17 protein-coding genes are annotated in these 17,622 nt (G+C 74.3%); 4 read left to right on the forward strand and 13 right to left on the reverse strand.

The features are described 5' to 3' along the window. Positions 1-60: 60 nt before the first annotated feature. From C6N75_RS18350 to C6N75_RS18400, 11 genes are all read right to left on the reverse strand, one after another. On the reverse strand, positions 61-1,119 hold the full coding sequence (locus tag C6N75_RS18350) for a polyprenyl synthetase family protein (protein WP_105869988.1): 1,059 nt from the start codon (positions 1,117-1,119) through the stop codon (positions 61-63). A 38-nt stretch (positions 1,120-1,157) separates the two neighbouring features. Continuing rightward, positions 1,158-2,591 (reverse strand): hydroxysqualene dehydroxylase HpnE, encoded by a 1,434-nt coding sequence (gene hpnE, locus C6N75_RS18355; protein WP_105869989.1) that lies wholly within the window; start codon positions 2,589-2,591, stop codon positions 1,158-1,160. Positions 2,592-2,625: 34 nt separating this feature from the next. Further along, entirely contained in the window at positions 2,626-3,564 is a 939-nt protein-coding gene (hpnD, locus tag C6N75_RS18360) for a presqualene diphosphate synthase HpnD (RefSeq protein WP_407703242.1), read from the reverse strand. 8 nt (positions 3,565-3,572) lie between these two features. Then, positions 3,573-4,487, reverse strand: a complete 915-nt coding sequence (gene hpnC, locus C6N75_RS18365; RefSeq protein WP_105869991.1) for a squalene synthase HpnC — start codon at positions 4,485-4,487, stop codon at positions 3,573-3,575. A 285-nt stretch (positions 4,488-4,772) separates the two neighbouring features. After that, entirely contained in the window at positions 4,773-5,582 is an 810-nt protein-coding gene (locus C6N75_RS18370) for an ABC transporter ATP-binding protein (protein WP_105869992.1), read from the reverse strand. Continuing rightward, on the reverse strand, positions 5,575-6,504 hold the full coding sequence (locus tag C6N75_RS18375) for an ABC transporter permease (RefSeq protein ID WP_105869993.1): 930 nt from the start codon (positions 6,502-6,504) through the stop codon (positions 5,575-5,577). Before C6N75_RS18375 ends, C6N75_RS18370 begins: the two co-directional genes overlap by 8 nt. Positions 6,505-6,599: 95 nt before the next feature. Then, a complete protein-coding gene (locus C6N75_RS18380) occupies positions 6,600-7,493 on the reverse strand; it encodes a glycosyltransferase family 2 protein (RefSeq protein WP_105869994.1) in 894 nt (297 codons plus the stop codon). 10 nt (positions 7,494-7,503) lie between these two features. Next, complete coding sequence (locus tag C6N75_RS18385; RefSeq protein WP_105869995.1) at positions 7,504-8,283, reverse strand: CDP-alcohol phosphatidyltransferase family protein; 780 nt, start codon at positions 8,281-8,283, stop codon at positions 7,504-7,506. Continuing rightward, positions 8,261-9,322, reverse strand: a complete 1,062-nt coding sequence (locus C6N75_RS18390) for an iron-containing alcohol dehydrogenase family protein (RefSeq protein WP_105869996.1) — start codon at positions 9,320-9,322, stop codon at positions 8,261-8,263. Before C6N75_RS18390 ends, C6N75_RS18385 begins: the two co-directional genes overlap by 23 nt. Then, complete coding sequence (locus tag C6N75_RS18395) at positions 9,310-10,044, reverse strand: phosphocholine cytidylyltransferase family protein (protein WP_105869997.1); 735 nt, start codon at positions 10,042-10,044, stop codon at positions 9,310-9,312. The genes C6N75_RS18390 and C6N75_RS18395 overlap by 13 nt, the downstream gene beginning before the upstream one ends. Beyond that, entirely contained in the window at positions 10,041-11,906 is a 1,866-nt protein-coding gene (locus C6N75_RS18400) for a DUF5941 domain-containing protein (protein ID WP_105869998.1), read from the reverse strand. Before C6N75_RS18400 ends, C6N75_RS18395 begins: the two co-directional genes overlap by 4 nt. Before the next feature lie 285 nt (positions 11,907-12,191). On the opposite strand from C6N75_RS18400, the gene galE reads away from it, so the two are divergent. The 4 genes from galE (at position 12,192) to idi (ending at position 16,232) form a co-directional block, all read left to right on the forward strand. Continuing rightward, the gene (galE, locus tag C6N75_RS18405) at positions 12,192-13,175 is read left to right on the forward strand and encodes a UDP-glucose 4-epimerase GalE (protein WP_105869999.1); all 984 of its coding nucleotides are present in this window, start codon (positions 12,192-12,194) and stop codon (positions 13,173-13,175) included. Between the two features lie 294 nt (positions 13,176-13,469). Next, a complete protein-coding gene (locus C6N75_RS18410) occupies positions 13,470-14,411 on the forward strand; it encodes a cation diffusion facilitator family transporter (RefSeq protein ID WP_105870000.1) in 942 nt (313 codons plus the stop codon). 150 nt (positions 14,412-14,561) lie between these two features. Then, positions 14,562-15,458, forward strand: a complete 897-nt coding sequence (locus C6N75_RS18415) for a GNAT family N-acetyltransferase (RefSeq protein WP_258177482.1) — start codon at positions 14,562-14,564, stop codon at positions 15,456-15,458. A 240-nt stretch (positions 15,459-15,698) separates the two neighbouring features. Continuing rightward, positions 15,699-16,232: an isopentenyl-diphosphate Delta-isomerase gene (gene idi, locus C6N75_RS18420; protein WP_256105593.1), complete on the forward strand. Its 534-nt coding sequence runs from the start codon at positions 15,699-15,701 to the stop codon at positions 16,230-16,232. A gap of 71 nt (positions 16,233-16,303) precedes the next feature. On the opposite strand, the gene C6N75_RS18425 is transcribed toward idi, so the two are convergent. Beyond that, positions 16,304-16,792, reverse strand: a complete 489-nt coding sequence (locus C6N75_RS18425) for an ATP-binding protein (RefSeq protein ID WP_258177483.1) — start codon at positions 16,790-16,792, stop codon at positions 16,304-16,306. A gap of 197 nt (positions 16,793-16,989) precedes the next feature. Beyond that, the gene (locus tag C6N75_RS18430; RefSeq protein ID WP_105870004.1) at positions 16,990-17,538 is read right to left on the reverse strand and encodes an HdeD family acid-resistance protein; all 549 of its coding nucleotides are present in this window, start codon (positions 17,536-17,538) and stop codon (positions 16,990-16,992) included. Between the last annotated feature and the right edge of the window lie 84 nt (positions 17,539-17,622).

Consider the following 17,622-nt stretch of genomic DNA (forward strand, 5'->3'; position numbering starts at 1 on the left):
GGGCGGGGCTGGGGGCGGGGATCGAATGGAGGGGGCGGCGGGTACGCGGCGGGGCGGCGGTCAGCGGCGGCGGACCACCACGAAGTCGGCCAGCGCGGTGAGCTGGTCGCGCACCCGCTCGGGCATGCCGACCGACCCGAGCGCCTCGATGGCCACCGCGTGCTGGCGGCGGGCCTCCTGGGCGGTCCACTCCCGGCCGCCGGCCTCCTCGATGAGGGCGGCCCGCATGGCGAACTCCTCCTCCGAGAAGGCGTCGAAGTCCGGGGCCTTGGCGTCGGCGGCCAGCAGCTCGCCCAGCTTCTCCGAGGCGGGGCCGCCGGCCGCGAGGGCGGCGACCACCGGCAGCGACTTCTTGCGCTGGCGCAGGTCGCTCCAGGTCTGCTTGCCGGTGGACTCCGGGTCGCCCCAGATGCCCAGCAGGTCGTCCACCGCCTGGAACGCCAGGCCCAGGTGGTGGCCGTAGGACTCCAGGATGTCGGCGGTGCGCTCGTCGACGCCGCCGAGGACCGCGCCGATGGAGCAGGCGCAGGCCAGCAGCGCGCCGGTCTTGTTGCCCTCCATGGCCAGGCACTCCTCGACGGTGACCCGCTCGCGGTGCTCGTAGGAGATGTCCTGGGCCTGGCCGTCGATCAGCTTGCGGCTGGCGGTGGTGAGCCGGCGGGTGGCGCGGCCGGCGTCCACCGTGCCCAGCTCCAGCAGCACCTCGTTGGCCAGCGCGAACAGCGCGTCGCCGACCAGGATGGCCTGCGCGGGGCCGTGCACCTTCCACACCGTGTCACGGTGCCGGCGCTGCTCGTCGCCGTCCATCAGGTCGTCGTGCAGCAGCGAGAAGTTGTGCACCAGCTCCACCGCGACCGCGCCGGGCACCCCGGTCTCCGCGGGCATCCCGGCGGCCTCGGCGGACAGCAGGGCGAGCGCGGGGCGCACCGCCTTGCCGCCGTCCCCGTCGGCCGGGTTGCCGAGCGCGTCGATCCAGCCGAAGTGGTAGGCGGCGACGGTGTCCATGGGGGACGCCAGCCGGTCGACGGCCGCCTTGAGCACGGGCGTGGTCAGGGTGCGGCCGCGCTCCAGCAGCGCGGTGACCTCGGCGGTGTCGACGGCCGGGTTCGCCGGGGGCACTGTCGGCACGGTCTCTCCTTGGGTGTGGGTACTCAGGCTCATGCCGCCTCCTCAAGCGGTCGGACACGGGGGCGGCCGAGGGCCGTGAGGGCGGCGTCCGCGGCGGTCAGACCGCTGCGCACCGCGCCTTCCATGGTGGCGGGCCAGCCGGTGGCGGTCCACGCGCCGGCCAGCAGCAGGCCGGGGGCGCGGGTCACCGCGCCGGGCCGCAGCCTGCCGGCGCCGGGGACGGGCGCGAAGGTCGCGGTCCGCTCCCGGGTGACGAAGAAGTCCCGCACCGCAGCGCCGCGCGCGGCCGGCAGCAGCCGCTCCAGCTCGGGCAGGTAGCGCTCGCGCAGCTCCTGCACCGGCGAGTCGATCTCGTCCTGCGCCGCGGACTGGGAGAGGGCGAGGTACTGGCCCACCCGTCGCCCGCCACCACCCTCGCCCGAGGGCCCCTCGGGCCCGCCCCTCGACAAGCCGGCGGCCTCGGTGCGGTCGAAGACCCACTGCACCGGGGAGCCGAGGGCGGCGAAGAACGGCCGGCGCAGCACCTTGCGGTCGTAGAGCACGTGCACGTTGAGGATCGGCGCGGTGCCGAGCGCGAGCAGGTCGCCGGGGCGGTCCAGGGCGCCGTCCGGCAGCAGCCCGTGCGCCTCGCGCTGCGGCACGGCGAGGATCACGGTGTCGGCGTCGATCCGCTCGCCGGGCACGTCCACGCTCCAGCGGCCGGGGCCGTCGGGCAGCACGGCGGTGACCTTGGCGCGGGTCTCGACCCGCACCCCGGCGGCGGCCAGCTCGCGCCGGACCAGAGTGTCGTGCAGCTCGCCGAGCGGCACCCGGGCCCAGCCGATGTCGGCGGCGCCGGGCTCGCTCAGCAGCCCGGTGCGGAAGACCATGGCGGCGAGCTGGAGCGAGGCGTTGGCGGCGGTGGCGTTGAGGGTGGCCACGCCGACCAGGTCCCACAGCGCCTCGACGGTACGCGGGGACTGGCCGTGCCGGGCCAGCCAGCTCGCGAAGTCGTGGGCGTCCAGCGCGGGGTCCGCCGGGTCGAGCTTCCTCAGCGCGAGCGCGGCGCGGGCGACGGAGGCCCGCTCGGCGGGCGAGAGGTGCGGGTAGCCGGCCAGGCTGGCGGCCAGGTGCAGCGGGACGGGCAGCGCGGTGCGGCGCAGCCGGCCCAGGCGCGCGCCGCGCGGGTGCGCGGCGTCCAGCACGGGGACGTCCAGCCGGTCCTGGAGCGGGGCGAGCGCCGCGCCGCCGACACGGTCCAGGAACCAGCGGTAGGCGGTGCAGCAGCGCAGGTAGACGTGCTGGCCGTTGTCGACGGTCAGCTCGCCGCGCTGGAAGGAGAACGCCAGTCCGCCCAGGCGCGGCCGGCCCTCCAGGAGGGTGACGCGCAGCCCGGAGTCGGCCAGCTTCAGCGCGGCGGCTGTGCCGGCGAGCCCGCCGCCGACGACCACGGCGTGCCGGCGCCGGTCGGTGTCGTCGCTCATCGGCGCTCCTGTCGGTGGGTGGCCGGGCGGGTCATCAGCCGCGCCGCCGGTCGCGGGGGCGGGCGATGGCACGGGTGTCCAGGCCGGACAGGCCGCGGACGGCGACGTACGCCTTCTCGCGGCCGGGCAGTGCCACCCGGCCGCGCAGCACCGCCTCCGGGTCGCGCTCGATGCGGTCCAGCAGCCGGCGGTAGATGCCGGCCATGGCGGCGACGCACGCGCCGCTGCGCCGGTCGAGCAGGGGCAGCAGCCGGTAGCCCTCGGCGAACAGCGCGCGGGCGCGCTGCACCTCGTGCTGGACCAGTCCGGCGAAGTCGGCCTCGGCGGGCAGCGCCGGCTCGCGGAAGCCGACCGTGCAGCCGAACTTGGCGAGGTCCTCGGCGGGCAGGTAGGTGCGGCCTTCGAGGGCGTCCTCGCGCAGGTCGCGCAGGATGTTGGTGAGCTGGAGGGCGAGGCCGAGGGTGTCGGCGTACTCGGGAGCGCGGGCGGCCTCGCGCGCGCCGGGGGCGGTGCCGAAGATGCCGAGCGAGAGGCGGCCGATGGCGCCGGCCACGCAGCGGCAGTACGTCTTCAGCTCGTCCCAGCTCTGGTACGTGCGGCCGTGCACGTCCATCAGCACGCCGTCGATCAGCTCGTCCAGGCCGTCGATCGGCAGCGGGAAGCGGGCGGCGGTGTCGGCGAGGGCGACGGCCACCGGGTCGGTGTCGTCCGGCTCGACCTCGCCTCGCCGCACCCGCTCCAGCAGGGCGCGGGCGCCGTCGAGCCGCTGCTGCTTCACGTCGGGGGCGAGCGGGCCGTCGCCGATGTCGTCCACCCGCCGGGAGAAGGCGTACAGCGCGGACATGGCCTGCCGCTTGCCGGCCGGGAGCAGCCGGATGCCGTAGGCGAAGTTGCGGGCCTGCCGGCCGGTGACGGCCTCGCAGTAGTCGTAGGCCGCCGCCACCTGCGGGGCGGCCGGGTTGTGCGCGTCCATGGTCCCGCTCACCCTTCTGTGCGGGCCGCGCGCAGCACGTTGCCGATCTGGCGCAGCAGGTTCGGTGCGGTGGGCCGGGGCGGTCCGGCGAGCACGTCGTATCCGGCGGCCCGGACCGCGTCGAGCGCGGCGTGGCCGCCGGCGGTGAAGCCGGCCAGCAGCAGCTTCAGCCGCCCGCGGACGCTGGCGGTGAGCGGCACGCCGCCCTCGTCCAGCAGGCGGCGGGCGCGGTCGGCCTCGTAGGCGACCAGCGCGCGCACGGAGGCGCCGGCGGTGGGCCGGGCGAGGTCGTCCTCGCTGACGCAGAAGCGTTTCATGTCCTCGGCCGGCAGGTAGATCCGGTCCGCGGCGAGGTCCTCGGCGACGTCCTGGAGGTGCTCCGTGATCTGTAGGGCGGTGCAGACGGCGTCGGAGCGGCGGACCCGCTCGGGGGTGGTGGTGCCGGTGACGCCGAGGACGAGCCGGCCGACCGGGTTGGCGGACAGCTCGCAGTAGGCGAGCAGGTCGTCGTAGGTCTCGTAGCGGCGGACCAGCTGGTCCTGCCGGTTGGCCTCGACGAGCCCGAGGAACGGCTCGGGGGCGAGCCGGTGGCGGCGGACGACGGGCTGGAGCGCGCGCAGCAGCGGGTGGGCGGGGACGCCGTCGAAGACGCGGCGCAGATCGGCCTCGAAGGCGTCCAGCAGCAGGAGCCGGTCGCCGGCCTGCTCGGGGGCGACGCCCAGGAGCCGGGCGTCGGCGCCGCCGGGGGCGAGGTCGCCGTCGCCGATGTCGTCGACCAGCCGGGCGTAGCCGTAGACCGCCATCAGGTCCTCGCGCCAGGCGCGGGGCAGGAAGAAGGGCGCCACGGGGAAGTTCTCGTGGGCGGCCTTGTCCAGGGTGGCGCGGGCGGTGGTGCCGGAGGCGCTCCGGCCGGTGTCGCTCATCGCGGGCTGCCCGGCACGGGGACGGCGGGAATCGCGGGACTCTCGCGGAGCTGGAGATCAACCGTCAATGCCGTCACGTCTCCCGTTCTACACTGCCGACCCAATACATCTCATTTCGGACACGCCGATGCGCCCGGGCGGGCGCGCCAAGCCGGTGAAGCCCGGAAATACCCACACTTGCCGCGAAACGGCACCGGGACAGCCTACGCATGGACAACGTCCGGACCCGCACAGGGGTGCCCGGGCGCGGCGAAAACACACCCGGGCACGGTCGACGGGCCTCCCTTAGCGGCCGGTCTCCTTCTCGTAGGCCTTGAGGACCTCGTCGGTGGGGCCGTCCATCAGCAGCTCGCCCTTCTCCAGCCAGAGCACCCGGTCGCAGGTGTCGCGGATGGACTTGTTGCTGTGGCTGACCAGGAAGACGGTGCCCGCCTCCTTGCGCAGTTCGCGGATGCGCTGCTCGGAGCGGATCTGGAACTTCCGGTCGCCGGTGGCCAGCGCCTCGTCGATCATCAGCACGTCGTGGTTCTTGGCCGCGGCGATGGCGAAGCGCAGGCGGGCGCCCATGCCGGAGGAGTAGGTGCGCATCGGCAGGGTGATGAAGTCGCCCTTCTCGTTGATGCCGGAGAAGTCGACGATGTCCTGGTAGCGGGAGCGGATCTCCTCGCGGGACATGCCCATGGCCAGCCCGCCGAGGATGACGTTGCGCTCGCCGGTCAGGTCGCCCATCAGCGCCGCGTTGACGCCGAGCAGCGAGGGCTGGCCGTCGGTGTAGACCTTGCCGCTCTCGGTGGGCAGCAGGCCGGCGATGGCCCGCAGCAGGGTGGACTTGCCGGAGCCGTTGGTGCCGATCAGGCCGATCGCCTCGCCGCGGTACGCGGTGAAGGAGACGCCGCGCACGGCGTGCACCTTGCGCACGCCGCGCTCCTCGCCCTTGCCGCGCCGCAGGATGCGGCTCAGCGCGGCGGTGGCGCTGCCCTTGCCGCCGGAGCCGCCGTTGACCCGGTACACGATGTGCACGTCGTCGGCGATGACGGTGGGCACCCGGGAGAGGTCCGCGCCGGGCCCGGTGGTGTTGTCGGTGTGCTCAGCCACGGCCGTACCGCTCCTCCGCCTTCCAGAAGTACACGAACCCGGCGACGCCGGCGAGGACGGCCCACAGCAGGGCGGCGAGCCAGACGTGGGCGGGGAGGTTGCTCGCGCCGTAGCCGTCGATCAGGGCGAACCGGATGAGGTCCATGTAGATCGCGGCCGGGTTGTACATCAGGACGTCGGCGATCCACTCCGGCTTGCCCTCGAGCATGATCGGGATGGAGAACATCACGCCCGAGGCGTACATCCAGGTGCGCATCACGAACGGCATGAGCTGGGCCAGGTCGGGCGTCTTGCTGCCGAGCCGGGCCATGATCAGCGACAGTCCGACGTTGAACACGAATTGCAGGGCGAGCGTCGGGACGATCAGCAGCCAGCTCGGCGAGGGGTAGCTGCCGAACCCGATCGCGATGGCGAACAGCACGATCATCGACACCAGGAGCTGCTGGAGCTGCTGGAGCGCGAAGGAGATCGGCAGCGAGGCGCGCGGGAAGTGCAGGGCCCGCACCAGGCCGAGGTTGCCGGCGATCGCCCGTACGCCGGCCATCACCGAGGTCTGGGTGAAGGTGAAGACGAAGACCCCGGTCACCAGGAAGGGGATGTAGACGTCCTTCTCCATGCCGCGTCCGGCGTCCAGGATCAGGCCGAAGATGAGGAAGTAGACCGCCGCGTTGAGCAGCGGGGTGGCCACCTGCCAGAGCTGGCCGAGCTTGGCCTGGCTGTACTGGGCGGTGAGCTTGGCCTGGGAGAACGCCAGGATGAAGTGGCGCCGGCCCCACATCTGGCGCACGTAGGCGGCCAGGCTGGGCCGGGCGCCGCTGACCGACAGCCCGTACTTGGCGGCCAGCTCCGCCGGGGACAGGCCCGCGTCCGGGGATGGCGGGGCGGTCACGGCGACCGCTCCGTCATGGGTCTGCTCACTCATGAGGGGAAACTTTCGTGTTCACGTGCGCGGTGAATCGGGCGCGGGACGCGCTGGCGGACAGGACCCGTGCGCCCGTGGTGTCGTGGACGAGCTTGTCAGATCACGGGCGGGCGGCCCAGTGCGGTCAGACGCCACACCGTACGCCACCGCATCGGCCGCCGTGGACCGCAGTCGGTGCTCCAGCCCGCCCGGAAGCCGCCCAGCCAGGCCCTGAGCGCGGCGGCCGAGGGGCGGCGGGCCAGGGTGAGCAGCAGCCACACCCCGAGGTAGACCGGGACCAGGGGCGCCGGCAGGTTGCGGCGGGCCAGCCAGACGCGGTTGCGGGCCACGTTGCGGGCGTAGGCCGCGTGCCGGGAGGGCTGGGTGGTGGGGTGCAGCAGCACCATGTCGGCCCGGTAGTCGATCATCCAGCCGGCGTCCAGGGCGCGCCAGGCCAGGTCGGTCTCCTCGTGGGCGTAGAAGAACGCCTCGGGGAGCCCGCCGACCTGCGCGAAGACCGCGGTGCGCACCGCGTTGGCGCCGCCGAGGAAGGTGGTGACCCGCGAGGAGCGCATCGGGTCCGAGGCGCGCAGCCGGGGCACGTGGCGGCGCTGGGTGACGCCGGTGTCCGGGTCGGCGATGCGGAAGCCGACGATGCCGAGCCCGGGGTCCGCGGTGAACGCCTCGCGCAGCAGTTCGGCGGTGTCGGTGCGCTCCAGCAGGCCGTCGTCGTCCAGGAAGAGCAGCACGTCGACGTCCGTGCCGCCGGGGCCGAACGCCTCGATGCCGACGTTGCGGCCGCCGGGGATGCCGAGGTTCTCCGGCAGGTCGATGGTGCGCACGCCGTCGGGGACGCCGGTGACGGGGGCGCCGTTGCCGACGACGACGACCTCGATCGGCTCGCCGTCCTGCTTGGCGACGGACTCGATCAGGGCGCGCAGGTCGTCGGGGCGGTTGCCCATGGTGATGACGACGGCGCCGAGCTTGAGCGGCGGTGCGGGAGGGGTCATGGCGTTCGTTTCACCTCAGCCGGCTGGAGACGAGGATCGAGACCAGGTGCAGCAGGGTCTGCACCAGGGCGATGCCGGCGAGCACGGCGACGCCCAGGCGGCTGAAGAACAGGTCGCCGCGGACGGTGTCGAGCGCGGCGAGCACCAGGATGAGCAGGGACGCCTCGATGCCGAGCACCAGGCGGTGGAACTTCAGCGCGGCGGCGGCCCGGCGGGCCAGCGCCATGCCGGAGGAGCGCGGCTCGGCGGCGGCGTCCTTGACGACCGGCAGTCCGGCCTGGTGGCGGGCGACGCCGACCAGGTCGGTCTCGGCCTTGATCAGGATCGCGCCGAGCGCGGCGAGGGTGCCGAGGAAGGCCCACAGCCAGTCGATGCGGCCGCTGCCCCACAGGTCGGCGGCGCGCAGGCCGAAGCCGACCAGCACGGCGGCGTCGCACAGGTAGGCGCCGACCCGGTCCAGGTAGACCCCGGCCAGCGAGTACTGCTTCTTCCAGCGGGCCACCTCGCCGTCCACGCAGTCCAGCAGCAGGTAGAGCTGGACGGCGACCACGGCGAGTACGGCTCCCGTCAGGCCGGGCACCAGGAGCGCGGGCGCGGCGAGCACGCCGGCCAGCGTCATGACGTAGGTGAGCTGGTTGGGGGTGATCCTGGTGCCCACCAGGAGACGGGTGATCCGGAGCGAGATCTCCCGCATGTACAGGCGGCCGCCCCAGTGCTCTCCGCTGCGCCGGTCCTTGACGCCGGCGGGGTGCACGACCGGGCGGAGTTCAGCTACGGATGGTCTTGGCATAGTCGGCGTACGCGTCCCTGATCTGGTCGGTGGACAGGTCGAGGTGCTCCAGGACGGTGTAGCGCCCGGGGCGGGTGTGCGGGGCGTACTCCACGGCGCGGACGAACTCGTCCGGGGTGAAGCCGATCTCCTCGGGCAGCACCGGCAGCCCGTGCCGGCGCAGCACCTCCGCGTACAGCCCGGCGTCGTCGCGCGCGCCGCGCAGGTGCATGGCGAAGGCGGCGCCGAGGCCGACCTGCTCGCCGTGGAGCGCGCGGCGCTCGGGGAACAGCAGGTCGAAGGCGTGGCTGATCTCGTGGCAGGCGCCGGAGGCCGGGCGGGAGTCGCCGCTGATGGACATGGCGATGCCGGTGAGCACCAGGGCCTCGGCCAGCACGATGACGAACTCGTCGTCGGTGACCGTGCCGGGGTGGCGCAGCACCGACTCGCCGGCGGAGCGGCCCATGGCGGCGGCCAGGCCGTCGACCGGTTCGCCGGTGTGCCGGTGGGACAGCTCCCAGTCGGCGATGGAGGAGAGGTTGGAGACGGCGTCGCCGATGCCGGAGCGGACGAAGCGGTCGGGCGCCTGCCGGATCACGTCCAGGTCGATGACCATGGCGATCGGTGAGGGGACCCCGTAGGAGCCGCGGCCGTTGTCGTTGTCCAGGGTGGAGACCGGCGAGCAGATGCCGTCGTGCGAGAGGTTGGTGGCGACCGCGACCATGGGGACGCCGACCCGCGCGGCGGCGTACTTGGCCACGTCGATGATCTTGCCGCCGCCGAGGCCGACCACCGCGTCGTAGCGCTTGCCGCGGATGGCGTCGGCGAGTGTGACGGCGGCGTCGATGGAGCCGTTCTCGACGCAGTACCAGTCGGCGTCCGGGAGCAGCGGGGCGAGCTTGGCGCGCAGCGCCTGGCCGGAGCCGTTGCTGATCGCCATGGCGAGCCGGCCGGAGGCGGAGATGCGCTGGTCGGCGAGGATGCCGGCCAGTTCGTCCATCGCGCCGCGGCTGATGTCGACGACGACCGGCGAGGGGATGAGCCGGGTCAGTACTGGCACGCGATCTCACGGCCCTTCGCGAGGTCGTCGTGGTTGTCGATCTCCACCCACGCCACCTCTCCGATGGGCGCGGTGTCGATCCGGAAGCCGCGGTTCACCAGCTCCTGGTAGCCGTCCTCGTAGTAGAGGTCGGGGTCGCGCTCGAAGGTGGTCTTCAGCGCGTCGGCGAGGTCGGCGGCGGCCTCGGGCTCGATCAGGGTGACGCCGATGTACTCGCCGGACGCCTCGGCCGGGTCCATCAGCTTGGTGATCCGGGTGACGCCGGTGGCGCCGGCGACGACCTTCATCTCCTCGTCGGCCAGCTTCTTGGCCGCGTCCAGGGCGAGGACGATCCGGCGGCCCTCGCCGCGGGCGGCGAGCAGGGTGTGCTCGACGGAGACCGGGTGGACGGTGTCGCCGTTGGCGAGGATCACGCCCTCGGTGAGCACGTCCCGGGCGCACCAGAGCGAGTAGGCGTTGTTCCACTCCTCGGCCTTGTCGTTCTCGACGAGGGTGAGCTGCACGCCGTACGCGGCCTCCAGCGCGGCCTTGCGCGCGTACACGGCCTCCTTGCGGTAGCCGACGACGATCGCGGCCTCGGTCAGGCCGACCTCGGCGAAGTTGGCGAGGGTGAGGTCGAGAACCGTCTTCTCGCCGGCGACCGGCACGAGGGCCTTGGGCAGCGTGTCGGTGTAGGGGCGCAGACGCCGTCCGGCACCGGCTGCCAGGATGAGGCCGATCATGCGGGTTCTCCTTCGTCGTGTACGGCGGGGGCCGAGGAGGACACCCAGAAGCGGATGGACTCCACGAGCACGACCAGCGCCACGGCCGCCGCGAGGACGGTGAGCGCGAGGGTCAGGGCGTCGCCCCGCGGGGTGAGGACGGCGGCCAGGACCGCGACCGCGAGGGTGCGCAGCTCGTGCCCGCCGGTGGCCCGCACCAGCCAGGCGGGCGGCGCGCCGGTGCCGCCGCGGATGCGGTACACCGTGTCGTAGTGATGGTAGGCGACCGCCGCGACCAGCCCGAACGCCGCGGGAAGGGCCCCGGGGACCTCGGAGCGGGCGGCCAGCACCAGGACCGTCGTGTACTCGGCGGCGCGGAAGGCGGGCGGCACCAGCCAGTCCAGGGCGCCCTTGAGCGGGCGGGCGACGGCGAGGCCGGAGGTGAGCGCGTAGAGCAGCGCGGCGAGCGCCGGCCAGGGGCCGGTGACCGGGGCGAGCGCGGCGGTGGCGACGACGGCGGCCGCGCCCAGCAGCGCCACGGCGGGCGGCGCGAGGGCGGGCAGCTTGCGGGCCGGGCGGGCGAGCGCGCGGGCCGCGGCGGCGGCGAGCGGGCCGGTGTCGGCGAGGTCGGCGAGCGCGCGGGCGGCCCGGTCGGTGCGGCGGGCCCTGCGGGTCAGCGAGCGCAGCAGCCGGCCGGCGGTGGTGTAGCAGGCCGCGAAGGCGCAGCCGATCAGCAGGGCCCAGAAGACGGTGCGGGGGGTGGTGAGCGCCGTGAGGACGGCGATCATGGCCCAGCGTTCGCCGATGGGCAGGACTATCATCCGGCGCACCCACACCGTCCAGCCGCGGCTGTCCAGCTTGTCGGAGAGCGCGGCGGTGGGACTGCTGTTGCCGGTGGCGTCGTGGTTGGCCTCGTTGAACGAGAAGTCGACCACGTGCCGGCAGGTCTGGAGCACCATCGCGGCGAGCGCCAGGGCCCATACGTCGTCGCCGCCGCGGGCCGCGCCGAGGGCGAGGCCGGCGTAGTAGGCGTACTCCTTGGCCCGGTCGAAGGTGGCGTCCAGCCAGGCGCCGAGCGTGGAGTACTGGAGCGAGTAGCGGGCGAGCTGCCCGTCGGTGCAGTCCAGCACGAAGGAGAAGAGGAGGAGCAGCCCTGCGGCGACGTAGCCGCCGCGGGCGCCGGTGGCCGCGCAGCCCGCCGCGACCAGCGCGGTGAGCAGCGAGGCGGTGGTGACCTGGTTGGGGGTCAGCCCCCGCCGGGCGCACCAGCGGGCCAGGTAGCGCGAGTAGGGGCTGACGCAGAAGGTGGTGAAGAAGCCGTCGCGGGCCTTGACGGCGGAGCGCAGCCGGACGGCCTCGTCGTCGACGGCGGCGACCGCGTCCCGGGTCTGCTCGGCGCTCCGCGGGTCCGCGGGCACGGCGGCGACCAGGGCGCCGAGCTCCGGGCGGTGCACGGCGGTGCCGTCCGCCTCCAGTGCGGCGGCGGCCCGGTCGGGCAGCGGCGACGCGGCGGGCGGCGCCGGCTCGGGGGCGGTCACGGACGGTGACCCGCCGGCGGCGGCCGGCTCGGGCCGGGCGGCCGGCTCGGCGGTGGCGGCGAGGGCGCGCCGGAGCGCGGTGCGGGCCGCCGGCTGGGCGGTGAGCGCCCCGGGGGCGGCGGCGGCCGGGAAGCGGGGGTCGGTCAGCGCCAGGCGCAGGGCGTGCACATGCCCGACGAAGCGGGGGTCGACCAAGGCGACCCGCTCGGCGGGCGGGAGCACCGCCAGCAGCTCGGCGGCCTGCCGTTCGTCCGCGGCGGGGCGGACGTCGAAGCCCAGCGACCGCAGATCGCCTTCGAGCGGCGATCCGGGTACCGCGGGTCCGGTGAGGATGGCGGTCGACAGACGGACTCACTCCTTGGCGCTGTCAGGGCGGGTGCACGGCGGCTCGGCCCGGTCGCGGGCGGCGGCACGTCGGGAGAGGCTATCCGATGAACTTCATGCCGAGTTCATCGAGGCGGACCGGCGGCGGGAGCGCCTGTCCGGGCACGATCCCGGGCCCTGCCGGGCCGCCGGAGATCATCTTGGTGGATGGGCCGCCGGGCCGCAAAACCCGCCGGTGGCCCGGCGGCATCCCTTCGGTGCACGGCCCCCCGAGGGCCGCCGCGGCGAGCGCATAGGGTGGCGGCCATGACGTGGCTGATCACAGGCGGTAGCGGATACATCGGCGCTCATGTGGCCCGGGCGATGGCCGGGGCGGGCGAGCGGGTGGTGGTCCTGGACGACGTCTCGACCGGTCTCGCCGAGCGGCTGCCGGCCGGGATCCCGCTGGTCAGGGGCTCACTGGCGGATCGCGCGCTGGTCGCGGACACGCTCGCCGCGCACGGGGTGAGCGGTGTGGTGCATCTCGCGGCGAAGAAGCAGGTCGGGGAGTCGGTGGAGCAGCCGCTGCGCTACTACCGGGAGAACCTGCACGGACTGGCCGAGCTGCTGGAGAGCGTGGTGGAGGCCGGGGTGGAGCGGTTCCTGTTCTCCTCGTCGGCGGCGGTGTACGGGGTGCCGGAGACGGAGCTGATCGGCGAGGACTCCCCCACCGCGCCGATCAACCCCTACGGCGAGACCAAGCTGGCCGGCGAGTGGCTGGTGAGGGCGACCGGCCGGGCGCACGGGCTCGCCACCGCCTGCCTGCGCTACTTCAACGTGGCGGGCGCGGTCCGGCCGGAGCTGGCGGACGTCGGGGTGTTCAACATCATCCCGATGTTCTTCGACCGGATCACCCGCGGCGAGGCCCCGCGGATCTTCGGCGACGACTATCCGACCCCGGACGGCACCTGCGTACGTGACTACATTCACGTGGCCGACGTGGCCGACGCGCATCTCGCGGTGGCCCGCGGGCTGGCGGGGCGCACCGGCCCCGGCGACCTCACGTTGAACGTGGGGCGCGGCGAGGGCGTGTCGGTGCGGGAGCTGGCGCGGGTGGTGGGCGAGGTCACGGGCAGCCCGCTGGAGCCGGTGGTGGAGGGGCGGCGTCCCGGGGACGCGGCCGCGGCGGTGGCGTCGGTGGACCGGATCGCTTCGGAGCTGGGCTGGTCGGCCTCCCTGGGCGTGCGGGAGATGGTGGAGTCGGCCTGGGAGGGCTGGTGCCTGCGGCACCCCGAGGCGCGCCGGGCCTGAGCCGAGGACGGGCACTGGGGGCGCATCGGGCCTGAGCCGAGGACGGGCACTCGGGGCGCGCCGGGCCGGAGCCGGGGACGGGCGTCCGGGGCGTGCCGGGTCCGAGTGGGGGGCGAGCGGTCCTCAAGCGGCTCCGGGCGGCTGACCTGGGGACATAACCGCAGGTCAGGGCACATGACAACGGTGTTCAGTACCGGCTTGCGGATACCCCCTACCCGTAGTTCACTGGCCGATCGGAAGGCCATGGCACACGGCCGTGGCGACGGCGTTCGGAGATCTTCGGGAGGCGTCCTCATGGGGGCTGGGCACGATCACGGGCACGCCCACGGCGGTCCTCCGCCGACGGGGACCGCGGCGGCCGCGTACCGGGGACGGCTGCGGATCGCGCTCGCCATCACGGTGACGGTGATGGTGGCCGAGATCGTCGGCGGGCTGATGGCGGACTCGCTGGCGCTGTTCGCGGACGCCGCCCACATGGCCACCGACGCGGTGGGCCTGGCGATGGCCCTGCTGGCCATCCACATGGCGGGCCGGCCGGCGAGCGACCGGCGCACCTTCGGGCTGGCCCGCGCCGAGATCCTGGCCGCGCTGGCCAACTGCCTCCTGCTGCTCGGGGTGGGCGGCTTCCTGCTGGTGGAGGCGGTGCAGCGGTTCGTCACCCCGGCCGACACCAAGGGCGGGGTCGCGCTGGTGTTCGCCGCGGTCGGCCTGGTCGCCAACATGGTGTCGCTGTCGCTGCTGGTGCGCGGCCGGAAGCAGAGCCTGAACGTGCGCGGCGCCTATCTGGAGGTGCTGGCGGACGCGCTGGGCTCGGTGACGGTGCTGATCGCGGCCGGGGTGATCCTGCTCACCGGGTGGCAGGCCGCCGACCCGATCGCCTCGCTGGTGATCGGCCTGATGATCGTGCCGCGCACGGTGAAGCTGCTCCGCGAGACGCTGGACGTGCTGCTGGAGGCCGCCCCCAAGGGCGTGGACATGGCCGAGGTGCGCCGGCACATGCTGGAGCTGCCCGGCGTGGACGACGTGCACGACCTGCACGCCTGGACGATCACCTCCGGGATGCCGGTGCTGTCGGCGCATGTGGTGGTCAGCGCGGAGATGCTGGACGCGACCGGGCACGAGAAGCTGCTGCACGAGCTCCAGGGCTGCCTGGGCGACCACTTCGACGTGGAGCACTGCACCTTCCAGTTGGAGCCGACCGGGCACGCCGAGCACGAGGCCCGGCTCTGTCACTGAACGGGGCCCGCGGACCCGGTTGCTAGGGTGACCGGGCCCGTGACGTGCGGGTCTCGTCCGAACCGGTGCGGGGCCGGGGCCGGCGACCGAGGCGGGCCCGTCCCGCGCTCGTCGGCCCGGCAACGCGTTTCACACCAAAGGGTCATTCCGTTGTCCGACCAGACGTCCGGCCACTCCTGCGATCGTCTGTCCGACGCCACCGTCCGCGCGCTCGTCTCGGTGGCCGGGCCGCTGCCCGAGCGGCCGCGCGTGCTGGACCTGGGCCGCGGCCCGCGCCGACCGCTCCCGGAGGGGGCCTTCGACCTCGTCCGGGCGGAGGGCGCCGCCTGCTCCACCGGCTTGGAGCAGGCCCTGACCGAGTGGCGCGGGCTGCTCGCGCCGGACGGGGCGCTGGTGGTGGCCGTGTGCCCGGGGACCGAGGCGCAGGGCGTGGCGGCCGCGCGGACCGCCGGTTACCACGTCGCCGGGATGCGCCGGCAGCCGGCGGGCGAGGGCGCGGAGCGGTCCGGCTGCGCCGGCTTCGTCCTGCGCCCGGCCGACCCGCGCTGGCGGACCCGGCCGGAGACGCCGGCGGACGTCCCCGCCGTGCACCGCCTCAACGCCGCCGCTTTCGGGCAGCCGGACGAGGCGGAGCTGGTGGAGGCGCTGCGGGCGGACCCGGACGCCTGGCTGCCGGGTCTCTCGTACGTCGCGGAGGGCCCGGACGGCACGGTCGCGGCGTACGCCCTGCTGACCCGCTGCCGGGTGGGCGACGCCCCGGCGCTGGCGCTCGCGCCGGTCGCGGTCGCACCCGGGGCGCAGCGGCGCGGCGCCGGGCGGGCGGTGGTCCGCGCGGTGCTGGACGAGGCCCGCATCCGGGGCGAGCGCCTGGTGCTGGTGCTCGGCCATCCGGCGTACTACCCGGCGTTCGGCTTCGTGCCCGCCTCCCGGTACGGCATCCGGCCCGGCTTCGAGGTGCCGGACGAGGCGATGCGGGCGCTGGACCTGGCCGGTGGCGGCGGGCTGCCGTCCGGCGTGATCCACTACCCGGCGGCCTTCGGGGTGTGACCCGGGGGCCGGTCGCCCGTGCGTCCCGCGTGGGCGACATAGCGGTCGTGGGGCATCCTTTGTCGACAAGCGGCTTTTGTACGGCAGACTGAGGGTGCCCCACAGGGCCGAGGACAGAAGCGAAGGATGGTTATGCCGACCACACCAGCCACCGCGACGGACGGCGTCAGCGGGAGCCCGGCGGACGTCCGGGCGGACAGCCTGACGGACGGTGCCGCGGCCCCGGCCCAGCGGGCGATCATGCTCGAACTGGTCGATGAGACCGGCGCCACCATCGGTACCGCGGAGAAGCTCGCCGCGCACCAGGCGCCCGGTCAACTGCACCGGGCCTTCTCGGTGTTCCTCTTCGACGAGGAGGGGCGGCTGCTGCTCCAGCGCCGCGCGCTGGGCAAGTACCACTCCCCCGGGGTGTGGTCCAACACCTGCTGCGGACACCCCTATCCGGGTGAGGCGCCGTTCGCGGCCGCGGCCCGCCGGGTCCACGAGGAGCTGGGCGTCTCGCCGTCGCTGCTCGCCGAGGCCGGCACGGTCCGCTACAACCACCCGGACCCGGAGTCCGGACTGGTGGAGCAGGAGTACAACCACCTCTACGTCGGCATGGTGCAGTCCGCGCTGCGCCCCGACCCGGAGGAGATCGAGGAGACCGCGTTCGTGACCGCCGGCGAACTGGCCGAGCTGCGGTCCTCCGCGGTGTTCTCGGCCTGGTTCATGACGGTGCTGGACGCGGCGCGGCCGGCGGTCCGGGAGCTGACCGGGGAGACCGGCGGCTGGTGACGCCCCGTCCGGCCGTCTCCGCGACCCCGTCCTCGGGGTCCGCGGGGGCGGCCGGCCGCATGCGGGACCGCTCAGGCCGGACCGGGCGGCGCGGGGGTGCCCGGCAGCAGGGTGACCGGGTCCGGGTCCGGCGGCTCGGGCAGCGGAGGTACGCCGGCGGGAACCCGCAGCGGCAGCGCCGCCCACACGATCTTGCCGCCGCTCGCGGTGTGCTCGACGTCGCACTGCCCGCCCGCCTCCCGGGTGATCTCCCGGACCAGCAGCAGCCCCCGTCCGCCGGTGCGGGCGTCGTCCGCCTCCAGCGCGCGGGGGCGGTAGGGGTGCTCGTCCTCCACCGCGACCCGGATCCACTCCGGCCCGACGGCCACCTCGACGGCCAGCTCGGGCGAGAGCAGCGCGGCGTGCCGTACCGCGTTGGTCACCAGCTCGGAGACGATCAGCAGCACGGCGTACGCGGTGTCCGCGTCGATCGGTACGCCTTGACGTTTCAGCAGGTCCTTCACGGCGCGCCGGGACTGCGGTACGGAGCCGTCGACGGCCGGCGCGGTGAAGCGCCACACGCCCTCGTAGGGGCGGGGACCCGTGGGCGCGGGCCCCCGGGTCGTCGTCGTGGTCCGGTTCCCGTCCTCGTGTCCGGTCGTCGCGTGCTCGGTTGTCGCCACATGTCCGAGTGTTGGGACCGGGGCGTCGCCGTCCGCGCCGCTGACCAGAAGTCAGCGCCTATTCGGCGCTTTGTGACCGAATACGTCCGGTCGCGTCACTTCCTGAGCCGCCCGTGGTCGTCCTCCGGAAGGTCGGCGGAGACCATATGGACGATGCGGCGGCCGCCCACCCCGATGGCGAGCAGACCGAGGCCGTCGAAGAGCAGCGCCAGCGAGAAGAACGTGCCCAGCACGTACAGGCTGCTGCTGGGCCACTCGAAGAGCACCAGCAGGCCGAGCAGCAGCCCGAACGCGCCCTGGAGCAGGGTCCAGCCGAACTGCGGGCCGCGCACCACCACGCTGCCGACCAGCCGGAAGACGCCGCCGGTGAGGAAGAGCAGCGCGGCGAACATGGTCAGCGCCTCGGCCGACTCCACCGGGTGGCGGATGACCACCGCGCCGGCGGCGATGTTCAGCGCGGCGACCACCACGGCCAGCCAGAAGTAGCCCTCCTTGCGGGACTCCACCGCGTGCAGCAGCCCGACGAATCCGCCGACCAGCAGCAGCCAGCCGAAGAGCAGCATGGAGGTGAGGGTGGCGAAGGCGGTGTAGAAGAGGCCGACCAGGCCGCCCACCACCAGGACCGCGCCCAGCACCGCCAGCACCCCGAAGCTGCGGCTGAGCTTCTTGCGCCGCTTGCGGGCCGCTTCGGGGTGCTGGCGGTGCTGGGCGCGGTCCTGGTGGTGGGC

Source organism: Streptomyces solincola, from assembly GCF_002982015.1.
GTDB classification, from domain to species: Bacteria; Actinomycetota; Actinomycetes; order Streptomycetales; family Streptomycetaceae; genus Streptomyces; species Streptomyces solincola.